Origin of the sequence: Streptomyces polygonati (assembly GCF_042650325.1) — a bacterium.
GTDB classification, from domain to species: domain Bacteria; phylum Actinomycetota; class Actinomycetes; order Streptomycetales; family Streptomycetaceae; genus Actinacidiphila; species Actinacidiphila polygonati.
This window is the reverse complement of sequence record NZ_JBHSBB010000014.1, coordinates 383918-405567: the sequence shown is the minus strand read 5'-3', so window position 1 is coordinate 405567 and position 21650 is coordinate 383918. Positions and strand designations below refer to the sequence as shown.

Genomic DNA, 21650 nt, shown 5'->3' with positions numbered 1-21650 from the left:
GACGGCGTCGGACGACGCCGGACGAGTCAGACCGGTGAGCCCGGTGCGGCGGGCTCACCGGACCGCTCAGAGGACGTAGCCGTCGGCGCCGTTGTCGTCCACCACCGGGCGGCCGCCGGCCTCCCAGTCGAGCATGCCGCCGCTGACGTTCACCGCGTCGACGCCCTGGCCGATCAGATACTGGGTGACCTGGGCCGAGCGTCCGCCGACCCGGCACACCACATGCACCCGGCCGCCCTCGGGCAGCTCGGCCATACGGGAGACGACTTCGCCCATCGGGATGTGGACGGCGCCGTCGGCGTGCCCGGCGGCCCACTCGTCGTTCTCCCGGACGTCCAGCAGGATCGCGTCGGCCGGTACGGCGGCGGCATCCACCGCGGGCAGCTGGGAGCGGAACATAGGGACGCGGCCTCCTGGGACACGGGCTGGAGCGACGGCCCGCACCGGAGGCGAACCGTTCACAGGGAACGTGGAAAAGCTACCTCAGCCGTCCGGGGTCCGACCGCCGGTCGGTGGTACCCACGAGCGGCGGAGCCTCAGCCACCGGACGTCTGGCGGACCAGTTCGGCGAGCCTGGCCTCGCGCTGGGAGACCTGGGTGAGCAGTTGCTCGGCGATCTCGTTGAGCAGCGCGTCGGGGTCGTCGGGCGACAGCCCCATCATCTGCCCGATCGCGCTGTCGGCCAGCTCCGCGGCCAGCGCGGCCAGCTTCTCCTTGCGCTCGGCCAGCCATTCCAGCCGGGCGTAGAGCACCTCGGCCTCCCCCGGCAGCTCCTCCTCCGGCACCGGCCCGGCGTCCCACTCCTCGGCCAGCGCCCGGAGCAGATCTTCGTCGGCGTAGGCGTACGCCTCGTTGACCCGGGCGATGAAGGTGCTGCGTCGGTCCTTCTCGGCGTCGTCCTGGGCGAGGTCGGGATGGGCCTTGCGGGCGAGCTCCCGGTAGAGGCGCTGGGCCTCCTTGCCGGGCCTGACCCGGCGCGGCGGGTTCGGGTCCTCCACCGGCCGGACTCCGTCCGAGCCCAGCAGTCCGCCGAAGAGCTCCTCCACCCCCGGCATCGGCATCACCAGCGCCCTGGCCTCCCAGGCCCGCTCGATGTCCGCCCGGTCGCCGCTGTGTGCCGCGACGGCCTCCGCGACCAGCGCGTCCAGCTCGTCGAGCCGGGCGTACATCGGGCCGAGCCGCTGGTGGTGCAGCCGGGAGAAGTTCTCCACCTCGACCCGGTAGGTCTCCACCGCGATCTCGAACTCGATGAGGGCCTGCTCGGCGGCGCGCACCGCCTTCGCCAGCCGGTCCTCGGCTCCCGACGCGGGCGCGGAGGGGGCGGCGGAGGACTCGGTATCGGAGGTGTTCGTCACTCGGACAGCCTAGGCCCTGCGCAGCCGATACCTCTCAAACGCCAAGCCCGGGGGCGTGCGGCCACCGGTCCGGCCGGTCCGAACAGCCAGGACACCGTCGACCGGGGTGCGGCGGCCCGCCGCGCAAGGACCAGGACGTCGCAGGGCACAGAGTCTTTCCCGCCGCCGCATGTTCCACGTGGAACAACGCTTCGGACCACCCGGACCCGGCCACGGCACCCGCGCGCGCCGATCGGCGCCGGCGGTTCCGCCGCGCCTTCCTGACGGGTCGTCCGCGTCAGCCGACCACCCGTCATCATCCCACTGCGGAGGGGAAATCGGGGAATGCGGTCGACTCTGCCCAGGGTTTCGTGCTTGCCTGGACCCGAAACCCTACTCAGCGCCGAACCGCAGGTGCACGACGTTGGATGAGATCACCCGGCAGGCCGCAGTCCCCGACGCAGAGCGTCACACCGACCGTCCGGTCGGCCCTGACCACCGCGAAGAGCCCGAGCCGCACGAGCAGCCCGGCCTCCCGGCGGGGAACGGCTCGCACGAGCAGCGGCGGAGCCCGTCCGGCAACGGCCGATCCGCGCCCCGGCGCGTTTCCGCCCCCTCGCCCACAACGGGGCAGGCCGTCGCCTCCGTACCGGCACCGGCCGCGCCGCCGTACGGGCCGGCCGAGCCCGTACCGGGAGTGGCCGCGCTGGTGCGCCTCGCCGTGCTCTGTGTCGACCCCGACGGCCGCATCTCGTACTGGAACCGCGGCGCGGAGGAACTCTTCGGGCACCGCTGGGAAGGCGTCTTCGGCCACCGCGCCTCCGGACTGCTCTCGGCGACGCCCCCGATCGCCGCCACCGCCGCCGTACGGTCGGCGGCGCAGCACCAGGACACTCTCGACCTCTTGGACGACCTCACCAACCCGGCCTGGGCCGGCGCGCTGGCGGCCACCGACCGGGACGGCGTCCTCAAGGACGTCCTGTGGTGGACGTACCGGATCGTCGAGCCCGGCGGCCGGAGCCTGCTCGCCATCGCGACGCATGCCAAACCGCTGCGGACCGGCGGCCTGCGGGTCGCCCTCGGCGGCCGGCTGCTGCCCTACACCGCGGAGGGTCCGCAGCGGCAGGACATCTCGGTCGCCGCCGTGCTGACCCCCGCCGCGGACCCAGCGCGGGGTCAGGCGATGGCCGCCCGGCTGGTCGGCGTGCTGCCCGGTGTCAGCCCCGGCCGGCTGGACCGCCTCGTACGGCAGATCGCACCGCTCGGACATCCCGGTCTCGAAGTCGAGGGAGGGACACGGCTGCCGGTCATTCCGCACGACTACGCGAGGTTCGCGGTCGCCGCACAGCCGGCCGCGCCCTCGGTGCGCCGGGAACTGCTGCCGCCCCCGCACCCGCACGGGCCCACCACCAGCGGCACCGCGTCGCCGGTCGCCGACCTGTCCAGTGCCTCGGCGCTCACCGCGGTGCCGCTGCCGTCGGTGGCCTCGTTCTCGGCGCCGCGGTCGTCACCCTCCTTCACGACCGTGCCGCCCGGCCGCGGCGACCCGGCGTCCCCGCAGCAGGCCACGCCGGTCGGCCGCCCGGTGGCGGGCAACGCGCTCGACGAGCAGCTGGCGCTGCTGCGCGAGACCGGCGCAGTGGTCGGCTCCACCCTCGATCTGCACACCACGGCCCGCGAGCTGTGCACGGTGACCGTCCCGCGCTTCGCCGACTTCGCGGCCGTGCTGGTGGTGGACCAGCTCTTCTCCGACACCGAGCCGCCCAACGACGACCGGCCCGGCCAGAAGGTGCTGGTCCGCCGGGTCGCCATCGCGCACGAGGGGCCGATCGGGGTGTGGGAGACGGCGCTGCCCGAGGGCGAGCTGCTGATGCTGTCCGCCGACGAGATCGTGCCGCGGCTGGGCGACCCCGTACTGGTACCGGTCGTCGACCCGACCCTCGCCGACGACATCGCGGTCGACCTCGGCGTGCCCGCGCTGGGACCGCTGCTCGGCGGCCACTCGATGATCGTGGCGCCGCTCACGGCGCGCGGCACCGTACTCGGCCGGGTGTGCTTCCTGCGCGGTCCCGGCCGCCGCCCGTTCGACGCACGGGACGCCGCCACCGCCACCGAAGTGGTGGCCCGCAGCGCCGTGCACATCGACAACGCCCGGCTGCACCGCCAGGAGTCGCGCGCCGCCGCCACCCTGCAGCGCTCGATGATGCCGACCCGGCCGCCCCGCATCCCCGGTGTCCGGATCGCCCACCACTACATGCCCGGCGACCGGCAGGCCCAGGTCGGCGGCGACTGGTTCGACGCGATCCAGCTGCCCGGCGGCCGGGTCGCCCTGATCGTCGGCGACGTGATGGGGCACGGACTCCAGGCAGCCGCGGTGATGGGCCAGTTCCGCACCGCCGTCATCACCATGGCGGCCCTCGACCTGCCGCCCGCGCAGCTGCTGCGCCACCTCGACAACCTCGCCCACCGGCTCAGCCCCGAACACCTCGCCACCTGTGTGTACACCGTCTACGACCCGATCCTGAGAACGCTGACGCTGGCCAACGCCGGTCATATCCCGCCCGTGCTGTCGGCCGGTTACGACGGGCACAGCGAGCTGCTGGAGATCCCCGGCGGCGCGCCGATCGGGGTGGGCGGAGTGCCGTTCGAGACGGTCGAGGTCCTGGTGCCGGACGGCAGCTGGCTGGTGCTGTGCACGGACGGCCTGGTGGAGGTGCGCGGTCAGGGTATAGACGCCGGACTCGCCGCGCTGTGCGCCACCGTGATCGAGCCGGAGCAGACGCCCGAGGACGTGTGCGCGCAGATCCTGGCCCGGGTGCATTCCGAGGACCGAAGGGACGATGTGGCGCTGCTCGTCGCCCGCTTCGAGGGGATCGCGCCGCAGGACGTGGCGAGCTGGACCCTGCGCCTGGACAACGGCGAGGTGGCCGCGGCTCGTGAGCTGACCCGCCGCCAGCTCGCCCAGTGGGGCCTGGAGCGGCTGAGCGACACGACGGAGCTGCTGGTCAGCGAGCTGGTGACCAATGCCATCAGGGCGGCGTCCTACGAGGTGGAGCTACGGCTGATGCGGGTCGGCAAACTGCTGGTCGAGGTCAGCGACGACAACCACAACCTGCCCCATCTGCAGCGCGCCGACGCCGACGACGAGCGGGGACGCGGGCTGGCGCTGGTCTCGCATCTGTCCCGCCGCTGGGGGACCAGTCGTAAGGCGGTCGGCAAGGTGGTCTGGTTCGAGCTCCCGCTGCCCACCGCCTGACGCGTCCAGCGGCGCGGGAGGCGCAACGCACGGAGCCGCGACCCGCCGACGATGTCTCCGTCGGTGGTCGCGGCTCCGCCGCACTCGCCCGGTCCGCTGCGTCAGAGGTTGACGCCGAAGTCCTGCGCGATACCGCGCAGCCCGGAGGCGTAGCCCTGGCCGACGGCGCGGAACTTCCACTCGGCGCCGTTGCGGTAGAGCTCGCCGAAGACCATCGCGGTCTCGGTGGAGGCGTCCTCGGTGAGGTCGTAGCGGGCGATCTCGGCGCCGCCGGCCTGGTTGACGACGCGGATGAAGGCGTTGCGGACCTGGCCGAAGCTCTGCTGCCGGGTCTCGCCGTCGTAGATCGAGACCGGAAAGACGATCTTGTCCACATCGGCGGGGACGGTGGCCAGGCTCACCTTGATCGCCTCGTCGTCGCCCTCGCCCTCACCGGTGAGGTTGTCACCGGTGTGCTCGACCGACCCGTCGGGGCTCTTGAGATTGTTGAAGAACACGAAGTGCTTGTCCGAGACGACCTTGCCCGACGTGTCCAGCAGCAACGCGCTCGCGTCGAGGTCGAAGTCCGCACCGGTGGTGGTGCGTACGTCCCAGCCCAGGCCGACGGTGACCGCCGTGAGTCCGGGGGCCTCCTTCGTCAGCGAGACATTGCCGCCCTTGGAGAGGCTGACACCCATGGTGGATCTCCCTGCTCGGTTCGGCGCGGGCCGCGCCATTTGACGATTCCTTTGCCCATTGACTCCAACGGACACCAGCCTGCCCCGGTTCCCCGCCGCGTGCCACCGTTCCCCGCGTCGGGGGCGAATGCTTGACGCTCCCTTAATCGGTCTTTTCTCCCGAATCGGGCGCGCGCCGGGAAAGCGAGTGCTCCGCGGCCTCGACCTGCCGCACCGCCCAGCGCGCCCACTCCTCTTGCATCACCATGAGCCGCACGCCGTACTCGAGGGCGAGCCGGCCATAGAGCGACGCCGGGTCGTCCCCCCAGGACACCGACGCGTCCAGCTCTTCGAGCGCGGCATGGCCGGCCGCGGCGTGGGCGGCTTCGAGACCGAGATACACGGTGGCCTCCACCGGGGTGAGGACGCCGAGGAAGAACACCCGAAGGAGGGTCTCGCTGCGGCGGTGGCGCTCCGGCTCGGTCTGCGTCAGCCAGCGCCGCAGCTCCGCCAGGCCCTCGGCGGTGATCGCGTACTCCTTCCGCCCGCGCGGGCCCTCCGCGGACACCGTCAGCAGGCCGGACGCGGCCAGCTTGCCCAGCTCTCCGTACACCTGGCTCTGCGTGGCGGGCCAGACATTGGCGAGCGAGGTCTCGAACAGCTTCATCAGGTCGTAGCCGCTGGCGGGACGTTCGGCGAGCAGCCCGAGGACCGCGTGGCGAAGACTCATGCGGACAGCCTACCTTCCACTCTTGACAGGTCAAGAGTGGAAGGTCTAGCTTTGACATGTCGAAGTTGGAATGACCATGGGGGCGGCTTTCACGGCGGCGACCGCCACCATGGTCCGAGAAGCGGGAAAAACAGAAACCCCCGTCCCGGATCTCTCCGGGACAGGGGCTCTGTCAACTATGTGCGCGAGGGGGGAGTTGAACCCCCACGCCCTTTCGGGCACTGGAACCTGAATCCAGCGCGTCTGCCTATTCCGCCACCCGCGCATGGGTGTTGTCGTTTGGCTCTTGCACACGAGGCGGACTGGCCGGTCCTGTTGGTGTGGGAGCGCCTCCCGACATGCAGAAGATTAGCACGCCGTCCGGGGTGGAATCACATGTGTTTGGCCTTGAGCGGAGCAGGCGGGGGTACGAGGAAGCGGAGTGCCCGGAAGGCACCGGACCGGGCGCCGGAGCGGCGGACGGAGCGGCCGCCGGACCGGGCGGCGGGGCAGGGCGGGACGGAGGAGCGTGGCGGTGCGGGACACTGGTGGCGACGGATGGGGCACACGGCCGGACGGGGACCGATGAACCGGGCACCGAGGACGGATGCCGCATCTACCATCGCTGTGGGCAGGGGTCGGCAGACACGGCACGGTGTGAGAGTTGACACTGCCCTGTCCAGCAAGTTCGGGGAACCAGCTGTTTTTCCCACGCGTGGATACGATCAGTAAGCAGTATCGGAAATGACTCGAAGAAAGGCCCCGAGGAGGGAGGTGCCCGGTGGGTGTACTGAAGCGCTTTGAGCAGCGACTGGAGGGCCTGGTGAACGGGACCTTCGCCAAGGTGTTCAAGAGCGAGGTGCAGCCCGTGGAGATCGCGGGCGCGCTGCAGCGTGAGTGTGACAACAACGCGACGATCTGGAACCGCGAACGCACCGTGGTGCCGAACGACTTCATCGTGGAGTTGAGCACCGGCGACTACGAGCGGCTGAGCCCGTACGCGGTCCAGCTCGGCGACGAACTGGCCGGCATGGTCAAGGACTACGCCAAGCAGCAGCGCTACACCTTCATGGGCCCCGTCAAGGTCCATCTGGAGCGGGGCGACGACCTGGACACGGGTCTGTACCGGGTGCGCAGCCGCACGCTGGCGTCCAGTGAGTCCCAGAGCCCTCAGCACCAGCAGCAGAGCCCGCCTCCGGCCGCGTACCAGCCGCAGAATCCGCCGGGCTACCAGCAGCGTCCGGCCTATCCGCAGGGCGGCCAGGGCATCGCCCCGGTCAGCGCCCCGCCGATGCCCCCGGCGCCGCCTCCCGGCGCTCTCACCCAGGGCGGTGGCGGACCGGCGGCCGGTCCCGCCCCGGTCACCCGGCTTCCCGGCACCGGCTACCCGGCCGGTTCCGCCGCGGCAAGCGTTCGCCGCTGGATCGAGATCAACGGAACCCGCCACCAGATCTCCCGCTCCACCCTGGTGCTCGGCCGGTCCACCGAGGCCGATGTACGGGTGGACGATCCGGGCGTATCACGCAAACACGCCGAGATCCGGGTCGGTACGCCCTCCGTCGTCCAGGACCTCGGGTCCACAAACGGCATCGTGGTGGACGGACAGCACACCCAGCGCGCTACGCTCCGCGACGGCTCCCGCATCGTCGTGGGGAGCACCACCATCGTGTATCGGCAAGCCGAAGGGTGAAGCGGGGGCAATGTCAGAGCTGACCCTGACGGTCATGCGGTTGGGTTTCCTCGCCGTTCTGTGGCTGTTCGTGATCGTCGCAGTCCAGGTCATCCGCAGCGACCTGTTCGGGACCCGGGTGACCCAGCGCGGCGCGCGCCGCGGTGACACCCAGTCCCGTCCACCGCAGCAGCGCCAGCAACAGGCGCCGCCGCCCGCACGCCAGCAGCCCCAGGGCAACCGGCAGCGGCGCGGCGCACCCACCAAGCTGGTGGTCGCCGAGGGGTCGCTGGCCGGCACCACGGTCGCGCTCCAGGGCCAGACCATCACCCTGGGCCGGGCGCACGACTCCACGATTGTGCTCGACGACGACTATGCGTCCAGCAGGCATGCCAGGATCTACCCGGACCGCGACGGCCAGTGGATCGTCGAGGATCTCGGATCCACGAACGGCACCTATCTGGACCGGAACCGGCTGACCACGCCCACACCGGTCCCGCTGGGTGCGCCGATCCGCATCGGGAAGACCGTCATCGAGCTGCGGAAGTAGTCGGACAATGGGCGAGCGGAGCCACGACACGCGAGCGAGAGGGTGGGCGGCGTGCGGATGTACCCGGAGCCGACGGGGGAGGTACGCATGTCTCTGAGCCTGCGTTTCGCCGCCGGTTCGCACAAGGGCATGATCCGCGAGGGGAACGAGGACTCCGGCTACGCCGGCCCCCGTCTGCTCGCGATCGCCGACGGAATGGGCGGCCAGGCCGCCGGTGAGGTCGCCTCCTCCGAGGTCATCTCCACCATCGTCACCCTCGACGACGACATCCCCGGTTCCGACATCCTCACCTCATTGGGTACCGCGGTGCAGCGGGCCAACGACCAGCTGCTGCACATGGTCCAGGAGGACCCGCAACTGGAGGGCATGGGCACCACCCTGACCGCCCTGCTGTGGACGGGTCAGCGCCTCGGCCTGGTGCACGTCGGCGACTCGCGCGCCTACCTGCTCCGGGACGGCGTACTGACCCAGATCACCCAGGACCACACCTGGGTGCAGCGGCTGGTGGACGAGGGCCGCATCACCGAGGAAGAGGCCACCACCCACCCGCAGCGCTCCCTGCTGATGCGCGCGCTGGGCAGCGGCGAACACGTCGAGCCCGACCTGTCCATCCGTGAGGTGCGGGTCGGCGACCGCTATCTGATCTGCTCCGACGGTCTGTCCGGAGTGGTCAGCCACCAGACCCTGGAAGACACCCTCGCCGGCTATCAGGCCCCGCACGAGACCGTGCAGGAGCTGATCCAGCTCGCGCTGCGCGGCGGCGGGCCCGACAACATCACGTGCATCGTCGCCGATGTCCTCGACACCGACGACGGCGACACGCTGGCGGCCCAGCTCAATGACACCCCCGTGGTGGTCGGCGCGGTGGCCGACACCCAGCTGCCGCTCCAGGACGCCCGTCACCTGCAGACCCCGGCCGGCCGCGCCTCCGAACTCGGCCGCACCCCGCACCAGGCCGGCCCGGCGGGCGCCTTCGGCCCGCCCGGCAGCGGCGACGAGACCGCCGGCGGTGTGCTCGGCACCTTCAACGGCTATGACGACGACGACTTCGACAAGCCCGCCAAGGGCCACCCCTGGATCAAGCGCAGCGTGGTCAGCCTGGTCGTTCTCGCGGTGATCGGCGGCGGCGTGTACGGCGCCTACGCCTGGACCCAGACGCAGTACTACGTGGGTGCCAAGGGCGATCACGTCGCCGTCTACCAGGGCATCGACCAGAAACTCGCCTGGCTGAAGCTGTCGAAGGTCCACAAGGACCGTCCCGACATCGAACTCAAGTACCTGCCGACCTACCAGCAGAACAGGCTCCAGGACACCATCGCGGTCAGCAGCCTCGGGCAGGCCGACGACAAGGCGGACGAGCTGGCCCAGCAGGCCACCGTCTGCAAGAAGGTCGCCGACATCAAGGCCGCCACGCCCCCCAAGCCGAGCACGCCCAAGACCGGCGGTTCGGTCGGCGCCACCGGGCCGACCGGCAAGAAGCCCGGCGCCACAACCGGTACGACGACCGGCACCACGACCGGTACGAAGAAGCCCACCGCAAGTCCCACCCCGACGACCGCCCCCACCCCCTCCCTGACGCCGGAAGAGAAGAACCTGGCCGGGGAATGCGGTACGGGCCAGCAGTAGCAGGAGGGGTCGGCTCGCCATGAGCGCCAGCAATACCACCACCATCACGTCCATCGGCGCGCCCAACCGCCGCAACACCGAGCTGGCGCTGCTCGTCTTCGCCGTGGTCATCCCGGTCTTCGCGTACATCAACGTGGGCCTGGCCAAGAACGACGCGGTGCCGGCCGGCCTGCTCGGCTACGGCGTCGGCCTCGGTGTCCTGGCCGGCGGCGCGCATCTGCTGGTGCGCAAGTTCGCGCCGTACGCGGACCCGCTGATGCTGCCGATCGCCACCCTGCTCAACGGCCTCGGCCTGGTGCTGATCTGGCGGCTGGACCAGGAACCGTCCATCACCACCCCCGCGCTGGGCGGCGCGATGGCCCCCAAGCAGCTGATGTGGTCGGCGCTGGGCCTGGCGCTGTTCGTGATCGTGCTGGTCTTCCTCAAGGACCACCGCATCCTCCAGCGGTACACCTACATCTCGATGTTCGCGGCGATGATCCTGCTGGTGCTGCCGGTGTTCTTCCCGCCGGTCTTCGGCGCCCGGATCTGGGTCACCATCCCCGGCGTCGGGTCGCTGCAGCCCGGCGAGTTCGCCAAGATCGTCATCACCGTCTTCTTCGCCGGCTATCTGATGGTCAAGCGGGACGCCCTGGCGCTGGCCAGCCGCCGCTTCATGGGCCTGTATCTGCCGCGTGGCCGCGACCTCGGCCCGATCCTGGTCATCTGGGCCATGAGCATGCTGATCCTGGTCTTCGAGACCGACCTCGGCACCTCGCTGCTCTTCTTCGGCCTCTTCGTGATCATGCTCTACGTCGCCACCGAGCGGACCAGCTGGATCGTCTTCGGTCTGCTGCTCAGCGCGGCCGGCGCGGTCGCCGTCGGCTCCTACGAGCCGCACGTCCAGGTCCGCGTCCAGAACTGGCTGCACCCGCTGGCCCTCGACCACGGCGGGGTCACCGAGACCGCGCAGTCGCAGTACGCCTTCGGTTCCGGCGGCATCTTCGGCTCCGGCCTCGGGCAGGGCTACTCCCGGCTGATCGGCGGCATCGCCCCCAAGAGCGACTACATCCTCGCCACCGTCGGCGAGGAGCTGGGCCTGGCCGGTCTGATGGCCGTCCTGCTGCTCTACGCCTTGCTGATCGAGCGCGGCATCCGTACCGCGCTGGCCGCCCGCGACCCGTTCGGCAAGCTGCTCGCCATCGGGCTGTCCGGCGGCTTCGCGCTCCAGGTGTTCGTGGTGGCCGGCGGCGTCACCGGGCTCATCCCGCTGACCGGTATGACGATGCCGTTCCTCGCCCAGGGTGGCTCCTCGGTGATCGCCAACTGGGCGCTCGTCGCGATCCTGCTGCGGATCAGCGACACCGCCAGACGGCCGGCGCCCAGCCCGGCCCCCTCCCCCGACGCCGAAGCGACCCAGGTGGTGCGCAGCCCGTGAACAAGCCCCTGCGACGGGTCGCGGTCTTCTGCGGCCTGCTCGTCCTCGCCCTGCTGGCGCGCGTCAACTACGTGCAGTTCGTCGAGGCCGGCCAGCTCTCCAGCGACACCCACAACCGCCGGGTCGCCATCAACCAGTACGCCCAGCCGCGCGGCGACATCATCGTCGACGGCAAGGCGATCACCGGCCACACCACGACCACCGGCAGCGACTTCAAGTACAAGCGGACCTACGTCGACGGTCCGATGTGGGCGCCGGTGACCGGTCACGCCTCGCAGGCGTTCGGCACCTCCTTCCTGGAGGGCGTCGACGACAAGTTCCTCACCGGCAACGACGACCGGCTGTTCTTCAACCGCACCATCGACCTGCTCACCGGTAAGCAGAAGCAGGGTGGCAACGTCGTCACCACCCTGAACGCCAAGGCCCAGGAAGCCGCCTTCAACGGCCTGGGCAGCAAGAAGGGCGCGGTCGTCGCGCTCGACCCGCGGACCGGCGCGATACTCGCCGAGGCGAGCACCCCGTCCTACGACCCCTCGACGATCGCCGGCAACTCCACCACCGACGAGAAGAACTGGGTGGGGCTCCAGCAGAAGAACGACGCGGACGACCCGATGCAGAACCGGGCGCTGCGCCAGACCTACCCGCCGGGTTCGACGTTCAAGCTGGTCACGGCCGCCGCGGCGCTGCAATCCGGCGCGATCACCGATGTGAACAAGGCGACCGACTCCCCGGACCCGTACACGCTGCCGAACACCAGGACCAACCTGATCAACGAGGGCAGCATCCCCTGCAAGAACGCCACGCTGACCAACGCCCTCAAGTACTCCTGCAACACGGTCTTCGGCAAGCTCGGCGCCGACATGGGCCTGAAGACCATGGTCGACGAGGCCGAGCAGTTCGGCTTCAACAAGGAACAGCTGGTGCCGGTCCGGGCCGACGCCAGCAACTTCGACACCAAGATGAGCCCGGACCAGGTGGCGCTCTCCTCCATCGGCCAGTTCGACACCGCGGCCACCCCGCTGCAGATGGCCATGGTGGCCGGCGCGATCGCCAACAACGGCACCCTGATGAAGCCGTACGAGGTCGACAAGCTGGTGGCACCCAACCTCAGCACCATCGCGCAGACCAGTCCCAGCAAGCTCAGCCAGCCGCTGTCGCCGGAGAACGCGCAGAAGCTGCAGAAGATGATGGAGACCGTGGTCGGCTCCGGCACCGGCACCAACGCCCAGATCCCCGGCGTCACCGTCGGCGGCAAGACCGGCACCGCGCAGCACGGCGTCAACAACGACAAGAGCCCGTACGCCTGGTTCGTGTCCTACGCCATGACCGATCAGGGCTCGCCGGTCGCGGTGGCCGTGGTGGTCGAGGACGGCGCCGCCAACCGTGACGACATCACCGGCGGCGGGCTGGCCGCGCCGATCGCCAAGAAGGTGATGGAGGCCGTCCTCAACAAGTGAGGAACCAGCTCGGACCCGGACAGGTACCGGTCAGGTATCGGCGGGCGGCCAGGGCGCGGTCGCACCATGTACGCCCGGTAGCGTATGCCCGAGCAGGCACAGGGCAATGGTTAACGGATTCGGTTGAAGATCGGGTTTGAGAGAGGGCAGAGCTATGGAAGAGCCGCGTCGCCTCGGCGGCCGGTACGAGCTGGGCTCGGTGCTCGGCCGCGGTGGCATGGCCGAGGTGTATCTCGCCCACGACACCCGGCTCGGCCGTACCGTCGCCGTGAAGACGCTCCGGGTGGATCTTGCCCGCGATCCGTCCTTCCAAGCCCGGTTCCGCCGTGAGGCCCAGTCGGCCGCCTCGCTCAACCACCCGTCCATTGTCGCCGTCTACGACACCGGCGAGGACTACGTCGACGGCGTCTCCATTCCGTACATCGTGATGGAGTACGTGGACGGCTCCACCCTCCGTGAGCTGCTGCACTCCGGCCGCAAGCTGCTGCCCGAGCGGGCCATGGAGATGACCGTCGGCATCCTCCAGGCGCTGGAGTACAGCCACCGCGCGGGCATCGTCCACCGCGACATCAAGCCGGCCAACGTCATGCTGACCCGGACCGGCCAGGTCAAGGTCATGGACTTCGGCATCGCCCGCGCCATGGGCGACTCCGGCATGACGATGACGCAGACCGCGGCCGTCATAGGTACGGCCCAGTACCTCTCCCCCGAGCAGGCCAAGGGTGAGCAGGTCGACGCCCGGTCCGACCTGTACTCCACCGGCTGCCTGCTCTACGAGCTGCTGACCGTACGCCCGCCGTTCATCGGCGACTCACCGGTCGCCGTCGCCTACCAGCACGTACGGGAAGAGCCGCAGCCGCCGTCGATCTACGACCCGGAAGTCACGCCGACGATGGACGCGATCGTCCTGAAGGCGCTGACGAAGGACCCGAACTACCGCTATCAGTCGGCCGACGAGATGCGTGCCGACATAGAGGCGGCCCTGGACGGCCAGCCGGTCGCCGCCGCCGCCGCGATGGGCTCGGTGGGCTACGGCTATCCGTCCCACGGTTACGGGGACAGCGCCGCCACCACCGCGCTGCCGTCCCAGCCGGACGCCCAGCACACCTCGATGCTCCCGCCGATGCGCGAGGACGACGGCGGTTACGGCTACGACAACCGCCCCGGCCGGCGCCGGCAGAAGAAGAGCAGCAACACTTCCACGGTGCTGCTGGTCATCGCCGGCATCCTCGTCCTGGTGGGTGCGATCTTCCTCGGCAAGGCGCTGTTCGACGGCGGCTCGCCCAGCGCCGGCGCCACCGTGCCGAGGTTCCTCGGCCTGACATTGGCCGATGCCAAGGCCAGGGCCGCCAATGTCGACCTCACCCTCGTTTCGAGCGCGGACACCTTCTGCGACAACGTCGACAAGGGCGCGATCTGCAAGCAGATCCCGGCGGCCGACGCTCCCGTCCCGCCCAACAAGACCATCACGGTCGCGCTTTCCAAGGGCCCGGCGCCGAAGGCGGTGCCGGACGTCACGAACGACCCGTTCGACGCCGCGAAGGCCCAGCTGGTGGCCCAGGGCTTCAATGTGGTCGAGAAGATCAAGACCACCACGACGGATCCGAAGGACAGCGTGCTGTCCATGAAGCCGGAGGCCGGCACCAAGCTGGCCGCCGGTGCCACGGTCACCCTCACGGTCGCCGAGCCGCCGGAGCAGAAGCCGATTCCGAACGTCCAGCGGGAGCCGCTCGCCCAGGCGCAGACGCAGCTCGCGGCCGCGGGCTTCACCAATGTCGTCAAGGCGCCGCAGGACCAGCCCTCCTCGGATGTACCGGCCGGCAGCGTCCTCAGCCAGACTCCGGCCCCCGACCAGGGCGACCAGCCGCTCGACACCCAGATCGTGCTGACCCTCTCGTCCGGTCCGCAGACCCAGGCGCCGCAGCAGACGATGCCCGGTGATCTCCAGGGCAAGACCGTCGGGGACGCCAGGGCGGAACTGCAGGCCCTGAATCTCAACCTCCAGGTCCAGCCGGTGAACAACGCGCCCGACGACGCGGTCGTCGTCGGCACCAACCCGCCGCCCAACACCCCGCTCAACGAAGGCCAGAACATCACGCTCTTCGCCATGGGCGGCAACCCGGGCGGCGGCAACCCCGGCGGGGGCAACAACCCCGGTGGCGGGGGCAATCCGGGCGGCGGCTGAGCCGGTCGCCACCGGCGCTCGGTGGCACACGTGAGAAGGGGGCGGCCCGCACATGATGTGCGGGCCGCCCCCTTTCTCGCCGTCGCCGTCGCCGTCGCCGTCCGTCCCCCCGGACCGCTTCCGCGATCCGCTACGACCGCAGCTCCACCGGCGGTGTCCGCGCCGGGTCCACCTTCTGCGTGCGGACCAGCTGGCCCCAGACGATGTAGCGGTAGCGGGAGGTGTAGACCGGGGTGCAGGTCGTCAGGGTGATGTAGCGGCCCGGCTTGGTCTTGCCGGACTCCTTCGGGACCTGGTCGGTGACGGCGACGTTGTACTTCGAGGTCTGGTCGAGGATCTTGTAGACCTTGTAGACGTACCAGGTGTCCTTGGACTCGAAGACGATCGGGTCGCCGGTCCTGATCTTGTCGATGTTGTGGAACTTCGCGCCGTGGCCGTCGCGGTGGGCGGCGAGGGTGAAGTTGCCTACGGTGTCCCAGGGCATGGCGGCGGGGGTCGGGTCGGTGTAGTAGCCGGCCACGCCCTCGTTGAGCACCTTGGTCGAGGTGCCCTTCTTGACCAGCACCTCGTAGTTCTTGCCCAGCGCCGGGACGTGCAGGAAGCCGATGCCGTCGGCGGTGTCCAGTCCCCTGGCCGGGACATCGGCGCCGTGACCGCCGGTGGAGGTCTGGGCCCACTGCTGGCGGACCTTGTTCCCCGCCTGCTTCTCGTGGCGGTCGGCGAGGACATTGGTCCACCACAGGGAGTAGACGACAAAGAGGGCCAGCACGAGTCCGGCGGTGATCAGGATCTCGCCGATGAAGCTGATGGTGGCCGCGACGGGCCCCCGCCCCTCGGGCTTGCTGCTCGTCACGCTGTTCCGTTCTCCGTCTCTGCGTCACTCGTGGCGGCCGGGTCACCGGTGGGGCCCGGCCGTGCGGCTCCCGTCGGTACCGGTACTAGCCCTGGACCAGCGCGTCGGGCTTGCCCTTGCTGCGCGGCCGTTCCTCGATGAGCTTGCCCCAGACGATCAGCCGATTGGTGCTGGTGTATTCGGGGGTGCAGGTGGTGAGGGTGAGATAGCGGCCGGGCCCGGTGAAGCCGGAGCCGGGCGGGACGGGCTGCAGCACGGCGATGTTGGTGGGCGGCGTGGACGCCAGCGCACTGGTGATCTCGTAGGTGTAGTACGTGGTGGCCGTCTCCACCACCACCTTGTCGCCCGGGACGAGGCGGTTGATGTACCGGAACGGTTCGCCGTGGGTGTTGCGGTGGGCGGCGACCGCGAAGTTACCGCTCTTGTCCCACGGCATCGCGGTGTTCAGCGAGCCGTCGTAGTGGCCGATCATGCCCTTGTCGAGCACCGACGTCTTGTCCACGCCCTGCGCGATGGGCGCCTTGACGTCCAGCTTCGGGATGTACATGATCGCGAAGCCCTGGCCCGGCGAGAAGGTGCCGGCCGCCCGGCTCGGACCGGTCGTGGTGGTCTGCCACTGCTGTTCCAGCTTGTTGGAGGCGCTGTTGGCCTGCTGGTGGGCCCGTACGTTGGTCCACCACAGCTGGTAGGTCACGAACAGCAGCATGATGACGCCGGTGGTGATGAACACCTCACCGACGATGCGGCTGATGACGACCGACGGGCTGTCCTTGGCGGCCTTCGCGGCCCGGCGGGCCTCGATCCGGCTGAGCGGCGCGGACGGCTCCGCCGCCGAGGTGGCGCCGACCGCGGGTCCCGCGCCCGGGCCGCGTCCCCGCGCCCGGTGCCCGCCGCCCTGCCGCGCGGCCTTCCGGCGCGCCGCCCGGCCTCCGTCGGCGGGCGTGGCCGGCGCCGGTGGCACCGGAGGCATCAGCCGGGTGCTGTCCTCGGCCCCGGCGAGCTGCTGCCCGTCCGGCGCCCCGAACGGTGCCGGGTACGGCGGCTCCGCCGGTCGCGGCGCCTCCTCGGCCTCCGGCTCGGCGGCCAGCGGCAGCCGCAGCATCGGAAGCTGCGCCGTCTCGGCGACGTCCTCCGGCTCCAGGGCCCGGGGAGGGCGTACCCGCTCGGTGCGTACGAAGGCCTCCCGTACGACGGGCTCGGGCGCCACGAAGGGCTCCGCTCGTACTGGCTCCGGCCGGTCGGGCGGTACGGGCCCGGGTGGTTGGGTCTCCTGCCCTACGGACTCCCGCCCCGGGAACTCGGGCCGTACGGGCTCGGGTCCTGCCAACCCCGGTCCTGCTGACCCCGGTGCCGCGGGCCCGGTCCAGGCCGGCGCGGCCTGCTCCCCCGGCTCCGGCGCCCCGAACCACGGTGTGGCGCCGGGGGGCGCCGAGGGCAGGTCCGAGGTGAACGGCCTGGCGTAGAAGGGCGGGGCGGGCGGTGAGAAGGGCCGGGCGGCGGGGGACTGCTCCCTTGCCCCGGGGCGGACCGGCGGCGCCTCCTGCCGTGCCTGCGGGTCCTGGTGGACCGGCGGAGCCTCGACCGGCGCCTCCCCGCGTACCTCCGGCGGGCCGGGCGCGGTCGGCTCCTCGTCCGGGACGGCCGGCGGGCGGTCGGGCAGCGGGTCGTTCAGGGGGTCGTTCAGTTGCTGCACGACAGCGGCGAACTGCCCGGTGTCCTCGTAGGACATCGGGCCGTCGGCGGCACGCTCCGGGCGGAGCGTGGTCACGCCCCGGCCCTCCCCGTATGGCTGCCCGCCCCGACCACCGGGGCGAGCCCGCGGGAGCGGCCCACCGCGCCCGGATCACCGCATTCGGCCAGCCAGTTCGCCAGCATCAGGTGTCCCCATTCGGTGAGCACCGACTCCGGGTGGAACTGCACGCCCTCGACGGCGACGTCCCGGTGCCGCAGTCCCATGATGATCCCGTTCTCCGTCCGGGCGGTGACCCGCAACTCGTCCGGCAGGGTGTCCTCCTCGACCGCCAGCGAGTGGTAGCGGGTGGCGGTGAAGGGGGTCGGCAGACCGGCGAAGACGCCGGTACCGTCGTGCGTCACCGCCGACGTCTTGCCGTGCATCAGCTCGGGCGCCCGCCCGACCACCCCGCCGTAGGCCACCGCCATCGACTGCACGCCGAGGCAGACGCCGAAGACGGGCACCGCGGTTTCCGCGCAGTGCCGCACCATGTCCACGCAGATCCCGGCTTCCTCCGGGGTGCCGGGGCCGGGGGAGAGCAGCACGCCGGCGAAGCCGTCCTGCGCGTGGGAGAGTTCCACCTCGTCGTTGCGCAGCACCTCGCACTCGGCGCCGAGCTGGTAGAGGTACTGGACCAGGTTGAAGACGAAGCTGTCGTAGTTGTCGACCACGAGGATGCGAGGACTCATAGGACCGCGGCCACCCCACTGACGGCGTGCAGACCACTGCTGCCGTTGCTGCCGTCGTTGTCGACGGTCACCTGGTTGAACGGCAGCAGCGGCTCCGCCCACGGGAAGACGTACTGGAACAGCAGGTAGACGACGGCCAGGATCAGCACGAGTGAGGTGAGTGCCCTCACATACGCGTTACCCGGCAGATGTCGCCAGATCCAGCCGTACATGCGCTGCCTTCCTTCCGAGTCCCCGGAACAGAGTAGAGGGCGATCGCCCATGAGGGGGGTTCTGCTGGTCAAAGCTTCGGCATCGGTTCACCTGCTGGTTCAGGGCGGGCTCACAGGTTTCGCATAGTGGAGGTCGACCGAGCCGGCGTAGCCGGGCAGCGTCGTCGACTTCCGGGCCGTCACGGTCCAGCCGAGGCCGTAGGCCTGGACATACTCCAGGTAGTTCCGGATGGCGGGGCTGGCGTCGAGAGCCTGCTGCAGCTTCTTCCGGTCGCCGACGGCGGTGACGCGGTAGGGCGGGGAGTAGACCCGGCCCTGGAGGATGAGGGTGTTGCCGACGCAGCGGACCGCGCTGGTGGAGATGAGCCGCTGGTCCATGATCTGGATGCCCTGGGCGCCGCCCTGCCAGAGGGCGTTCACCACCGCCTGGAGGTCCTGCTGGTGGATGACGAGGTCGTTGGGCTGCGGGTCGGGGACGCCGGGGATCAGCGGTACGGCGTTGGGCGGGGCGTCGTTGAGCGTGACCTGAAGGGCGGAACCGGTCAGCGGATCGGTGCCGGCCGCCGCGCCGAGCGCGTCGATCCGCCGGCTCTCGGCCGGGGACAGTCCGCTGCCCTGCCGGGTGAGCCGGTCGATGTCCTGGCGGTCCGCCGCGACCTGCTTCTCCAGTCGCTCATTGTCACCGCTCTTGCCGCGGACGTTGTCGGAGAGCTTCGGCAGCGGGTCGTCGCTGCGGATGTCCACACCCTTGGCGGTGTCGAAACTCGTCCAGAAGATCAGTCCGGCGAGCGCGAAGACTCCCGCACTGAGTACGCGCAGCGCTACCGTGCGGGGGACAGGCCGCGAAGAAGGGGTGGGGGAGGTGCCACCGGTCCCGGTCACCAAATACCCTGTCTCCTTAACAACCCGAGGAAGCACTACGCTAACGGACGCCCGGAAGCGGCGGTGCCGCCCCGGTACCTCATCCATCCTCACTCCACCCGCACTCATCCGCCCGGCTAAGCCCACGACACCCGCGCGGTCACGCAGCGCATCGACAGGAGAGTCCCTCGTGCCGAAGTCACGGATCCGCAAGAAGGCCGACTTCACCCCGCCTCCGGCCAAGACGGCCACCGCCATCAAATTCGGCAACCGCAGCGGCTGGGTGGCCCCGCTGATGCTGGCGTTCTTCATCGTCGGACTCGCCTGGATCGTGTTGTTCTACGTGACCCAGGGCAGTCTGCCGGTGGACGCGCTCGGCAACTGGAACATCGTGGTCGGCTTCGGCTTCATCGCGGGCGGGTTCGTCGTCTCGACCCAGTGGAAGTAGCGGTTGTCCACACGGTTATCCACAGTGGGGAAAAGGTCGGAAGATCTGTGGATAACCTCTACGAGGTTGACGCCGGTACGACCGGCGACGAGACCGGTGGCCCGGCTGGGGCCGCCGGTCTTTCGTTGATCTTGCAGGGAAAACGCGGATCGGCGACCGTCCGCACAGCCGTTCCACCACGTTGTACACAGGCCGCACAGGTCCACCTACACGTTGTGGATAACGTCTGATCAACGCCAGTGGACACGGCCGCTAGGACGTGACTTGGGCCACAGCGATCGCGCTGACCACGACCGAGGCGACCAGCACCGCGGCGCAGGTCCCCCACTGCACCAGCGTGCGGCGGTCACGGGGCGCGTAGGCCAGGCCGACCGCGATCAGGGTGCCGCCGATCAGGCCGCCCGCGTGGCCCTGCCAGCTGATACCGCTCCAGGTGAAGCTGAAGATGATGTTGAGCACCAGCAACGCCAGGATCGGGCGCATGTCGTAGCGCAGGCGGCGCATGAAGATCGCGGTCGCGCCGAACAGCCCGAAGATCGCCCCCGAGGCGCCGATGGTGTTCACGTCGGGCGCCAGCAGCAGCACCGCGGCCGAGCCGGCGAGAGCCGACACCAGATAGAGCGCGAGATAGCGGCTACGGCCCAGGAGTCTCTCCAGCGGGGCGCCGATCCACCACAGCGACAGCATGTTGAAGAGGATGTGCGCCGGTGGAAAAGCCCGCTCGTGCACGAACGCCGAGGTCAGCACGCGGTACCAGTCGTCGGGCCCATGGGCGACGCCGACGCACACCTGCTGACCGGTCACGTCGGTGCCGCAGGCCGCGTACAGCCCCAGGTCCCGGAGCAGCCGGTCGCCCAGCCGCAGTTCCAGCAGGAACACCGCGATGTTCAGACCGATCAGGATCTTGGTGATCAGGACCGGGTCGGCGGCCACCGTCCCGCCGGCCACCGTACGCGGCTGGACACGCGCCCTCGCCTCCCGGCCGACGCACTCCCTGCACTGGAAACCGACCGACGCGTTGACCATGCACTCCGGGCAGATCGGCCGGTCGCAGCGGGTGCAGCTTATGCCCGTCTCCCGGTCCGGGTGCCGGTAGCAGGAGACCAGCTGCTGGTCCATGTGACGTCCACTCCCCTGGTGACGACGCGCTGTGTGCGCTCACGCGCCCCGCCCACTGAATACGTGCGGACGGGGCGCGGTGTTCCCGAAAGCGTACGGGATGGGACGCTGCCGGGAGCGGGAGGAGGCCGGTGTCAGGCTCCCCGCTTCTCCACCACGACCGTGTCGATCACCACATCCTCCAGCGGGCGGTCGGTGCGCGGGTTGGTCGGCGCGCCGATGATCCCGTCCACCACCTTCTTGCTGGCGTCGTCCGCGATCTCCCCGAAAATGGTGTGCTTACGGGTCAGCCACGTGGTGGGGGCGACCGTGATGAAGAACTGTGAGCCGTTGGTGTGCGGCCCCGCGTTGGCCATGGCCACCAGGTAGGGCTTGTCGAAGGCCAGGTCCGGGTGGAACTCGTCACGGAACTCGTACCCCGGGCCGCCGGTGCCGTTCCCCAGCGGGTCACCACCCTGGATCATGAAACCGGAGATGACGCGGTGGAAAACGGTCCCGTCGTAGAGCTTGCCGTTGGACGGCTTGCCGGTGCGCGGATCGGTCCACTCGCGGGTGCCCTCGGCGAGCCCGACGAAGTTGTCCACGGTCTTGGGGGTGTGGTTCGGCAGCAGCCGGATCACGATGTCGCCGTGGTTGGTCTTCAGGGTGGCGTAGAGCTGCTCGGCCACGATTTACCTTCCATAGTCCTCGCTGACGGGGACAAATCCTTTCACGGCCCGGTCGTCACGCGCCGGGTTCCCCCGGATCACGGTCCGGACGTTCTCGCGGAAGGGGCCCACTGACCCGGATGGCTTGCCGCACATGCCGTACTGCCCCCGGGCAGGCATGATTTCAAACCGGGTGGACAGGCGGAAACCGTACGCCACCGAGGAGGAGG

General features: G+C 70.2%; 19 protein-coding genes and 1 tRNA gene. 8 read left to right on the top strand and 12 right to left on the bottom strand.

What is annotated here, in order from left to right; all coding sequences use genetic code 11:
* Positions 1-66: 66 nt before the first annotated feature.
* Together ACFO3J_RS22435 and ACFO3J_RS22430 are read right to left on the bottom strand one after the other, a co-directional pair.
* Complete coding sequence (locus tag ACFO3J_RS22435; RefSeq protein ID WP_386431960.1) at positions 67-399, bottom strand: rhodanese-like domain-containing protein; 333 nt, start codon at positions 397-399, stop codon at positions 67-69.
* Positions 400-536: 137 nt separating this feature from the next.
* Positions 537-1355 (bottom strand): J domain-containing protein, encoded by an 819-nt coding sequence (locus ACFO3J_RS22430; protein WP_386431957.1) that lies wholly within the window; start codon positions 1353-1355, stop codon positions 537-539.
* Positions 1356-1758: 403 nt separating this feature from the next.
* Between ACFO3J_RS22430 and ACFO3J_RS22425 the strand changes: the two genes are divergently transcribed.
* Complete coding sequence (locus tag ACFO3J_RS22425; protein WP_386431954.1) at positions 1759-4590, top strand: ATP-binding SpoIIE family protein phosphatase; 2832 nt, start codon at positions 1759-1761, stop codon at positions 4588-4590.
* Positions 4591-4691: 101 nt separating this feature from the next.
* On the opposite strand, the gene ACFO3J_RS22420 is transcribed toward ACFO3J_RS22425, so the two are convergent.
* The 3 genes from ACFO3J_RS22420 to ACFO3J_RS22410 form a co-directional block, all read right to left on the bottom strand.
* Entirely contained in the window at positions 4692-5267 is a 576-nt protein-coding gene (locus ACFO3J_RS22420) for a TerD family protein (RefSeq protein WP_386431951.1), read from the bottom strand.
* Positions 5268-5409: 142 nt separating this feature from the next.
* Positions 5410-5976 (bottom strand): helix-turn-helix transcriptional regulator, encoded by a 567-nt coding sequence (locus ACFO3J_RS22415; RefSeq protein WP_386431948.1) that lies wholly within the window; start codon positions 5974-5976, stop codon positions 5410-5412.
* 181 nt (positions 5977-6157) lie between these two features.
* Positions 6158-6241: transfer RNA gene (locus tag ACFO3J_RS22410), tRNA-Leu, on the bottom strand.
* A gap of 495 nt (positions 6242-6736) precedes the next feature.
* On the opposite strand from ACFO3J_RS22410, the gene ACFO3J_RS22405 reads away from it, so the two are divergent.
* The 6 genes from ACFO3J_RS22405 to pknB all read left to right on the top strand — a co-directional run bounded on the left by ACFO3J_RS22405 (position 6737) and on the right by pknB (position 14859).
* Positions 6737-7645 carry an FhaA domain-containing protein gene (locus tag ACFO3J_RS22405; protein WP_386431945.1) on the top strand — a complete coding sequence of 303 codons (909 nt, stop codon included), beginning with the start codon at positions 6737-6739 and terminating at the stop codon, positions 7643-7645.
* Between the two features lie 10 nt (positions 7646-7655).
* Entirely contained in the window at positions 7656-8174 is a 519-nt protein-coding gene (locus ACFO3J_RS22400) for an FHA domain-containing protein FhaB/FipA (RefSeq protein WP_386431942.1), read from the top strand.
* 87 nt (positions 8175-8261) lie between these two features.
* Positions 8262-9800 carry a Stp1/IreP family PP2C-type Ser/Thr phosphatase gene (locus ACFO3J_RS22395; RefSeq protein ID WP_386431939.1) on the top strand — a complete coding sequence of 513 codons (1539 nt, stop codon included), beginning with the start codon at positions 8262-8264 and terminating at the stop codon, positions 9798-9800.
* A 19-nt stretch (positions 9801-9819) separates the two neighbouring features.
* Positions 9820-11217, top strand: coding sequence for an FtsW/RodA/SpoVE family cell cycle protein (locus ACFO3J_RS22390; RefSeq protein ID WP_386431936.1), 1398 nt, complete (start codon positions 9820-9822; stop codon positions 11215-11217).
* Entirely contained in the window at positions 11214-12674 is a 1461-nt protein-coding gene (locus ACFO3J_RS22385) for a peptidoglycan D,D-transpeptidase FtsI family protein (protein WP_386431933.1), read from the top strand. Before ACFO3J_RS22390 ends, ACFO3J_RS22385 begins: the two co-directional genes overlap by 4 nt.
* Before the next feature lie 154 nt (positions 12675-12828).
* Positions 12829-14859: a Stk1 family PASTA domain-containing Ser/Thr kinase gene (pknB, locus tag ACFO3J_RS22380; RefSeq protein WP_386431930.1), complete on the top strand. Its 2031-nt coding sequence runs from the start codon at positions 12829-12831 to the stop codon at positions 14857-14859.
* Positions 14860-14989: 130 nt separating this feature from the next.
* Here the strand turns inward: pknB and ACFO3J_RS22375 are convergent, their stop codons facing one another.
* The 5 genes from ACFO3J_RS22375 to ACFO3J_RS22355 all read right to left on the bottom strand — a co-directional run bounded on the left by ACFO3J_RS22375 (position 14990) and on the right by ACFO3J_RS22355 (position 19227).
* Positions 14990-15712 (bottom strand): class E sortase, encoded by a 723-nt coding sequence (locus ACFO3J_RS22375; RefSeq protein ID WP_386431928.1) that lies wholly within the window; start codon positions 15710-15712, stop codon positions 14990-14992.
* Between the two features lie 85 nt (positions 15713-15797).
* The gene (locus tag ACFO3J_RS22370; RefSeq protein WP_386431926.1) at positions 15798-17480 is read right to left on the bottom strand and encodes a class E sortase; all 1683 of its coding nucleotides are present in this window, start codon (positions 17478-17480) and stop codon (positions 15798-15800) included.
* Positions 17477-18133, bottom strand: a complete 657-nt coding sequence (locus tag ACFO3J_RS22365; RefSeq protein ID WP_386431923.1) for an aminodeoxychorismate/anthranilate synthase component II — start codon at positions 18131-18133, stop codon at positions 17477-17479. Before ACFO3J_RS22365 ends, ACFO3J_RS22370 begins: the two co-directional genes overlap by 4 nt.
* On the bottom strand, positions 18130-18396 hold the full coding sequence (locus ACFO3J_RS22360; protein ID WP_386431920.1) for a hypothetical protein: 267 nt from the start codon (positions 18394-18396) through the stop codon (positions 18130-18132). Before ACFO3J_RS22360 ends, ACFO3J_RS22365 begins: the two co-directional genes overlap by 4 nt.
* Before the next feature lie 48 nt (positions 18397-18444).
* Positions 18445-19227, bottom strand: coding sequence for a DUF881 domain-containing protein (locus tag ACFO3J_RS22355; RefSeq protein WP_386431917.1), 783 nt, complete (start codon positions 19225-19227; stop codon positions 18445-18447).
* Between the two features lie 169 nt (positions 19228-19396).
* Here ACFO3J_RS22355 and crgA point away from each other — a divergent pair, with 169 nt between their 5' ends.
* On the top strand, positions 19397-19654 hold the full coding sequence (gene crgA, locus ACFO3J_RS22350) for a cell division protein CrgA (RefSeq protein ID WP_093736880.1): 258 nt from the start codon (positions 19397-19399) through the stop codon (positions 19652-19654).
* A gap of 252 nt (positions 19655-19906) precedes the next feature.
* Here crgA and ACFO3J_RS22345 read toward each other — a convergent pair whose 3' ends face one another.
* Positions 19907-20773 carry a rhomboid family intramembrane serine protease gene (locus ACFO3J_RS22345; RefSeq protein ID WP_386431914.1) on the bottom strand — a complete coding sequence of 289 codons (867 nt, stop codon included), beginning with the start codon at positions 20771-20773 and terminating at the stop codon, positions 19907-19909.
* Positions 20774-20907: 134 nt separating this feature from the next.
* Positions 20908-21441 (bottom strand): peptidylprolyl isomerase, encoded by a 534-nt coding sequence (locus tag ACFO3J_RS22340; RefSeq protein ID WP_386431911.1) that lies wholly within the window; start codon positions 21439-21441, stop codon positions 20908-20910.
* Positions 21442-21650: the final 209 nt, after the last annotated feature.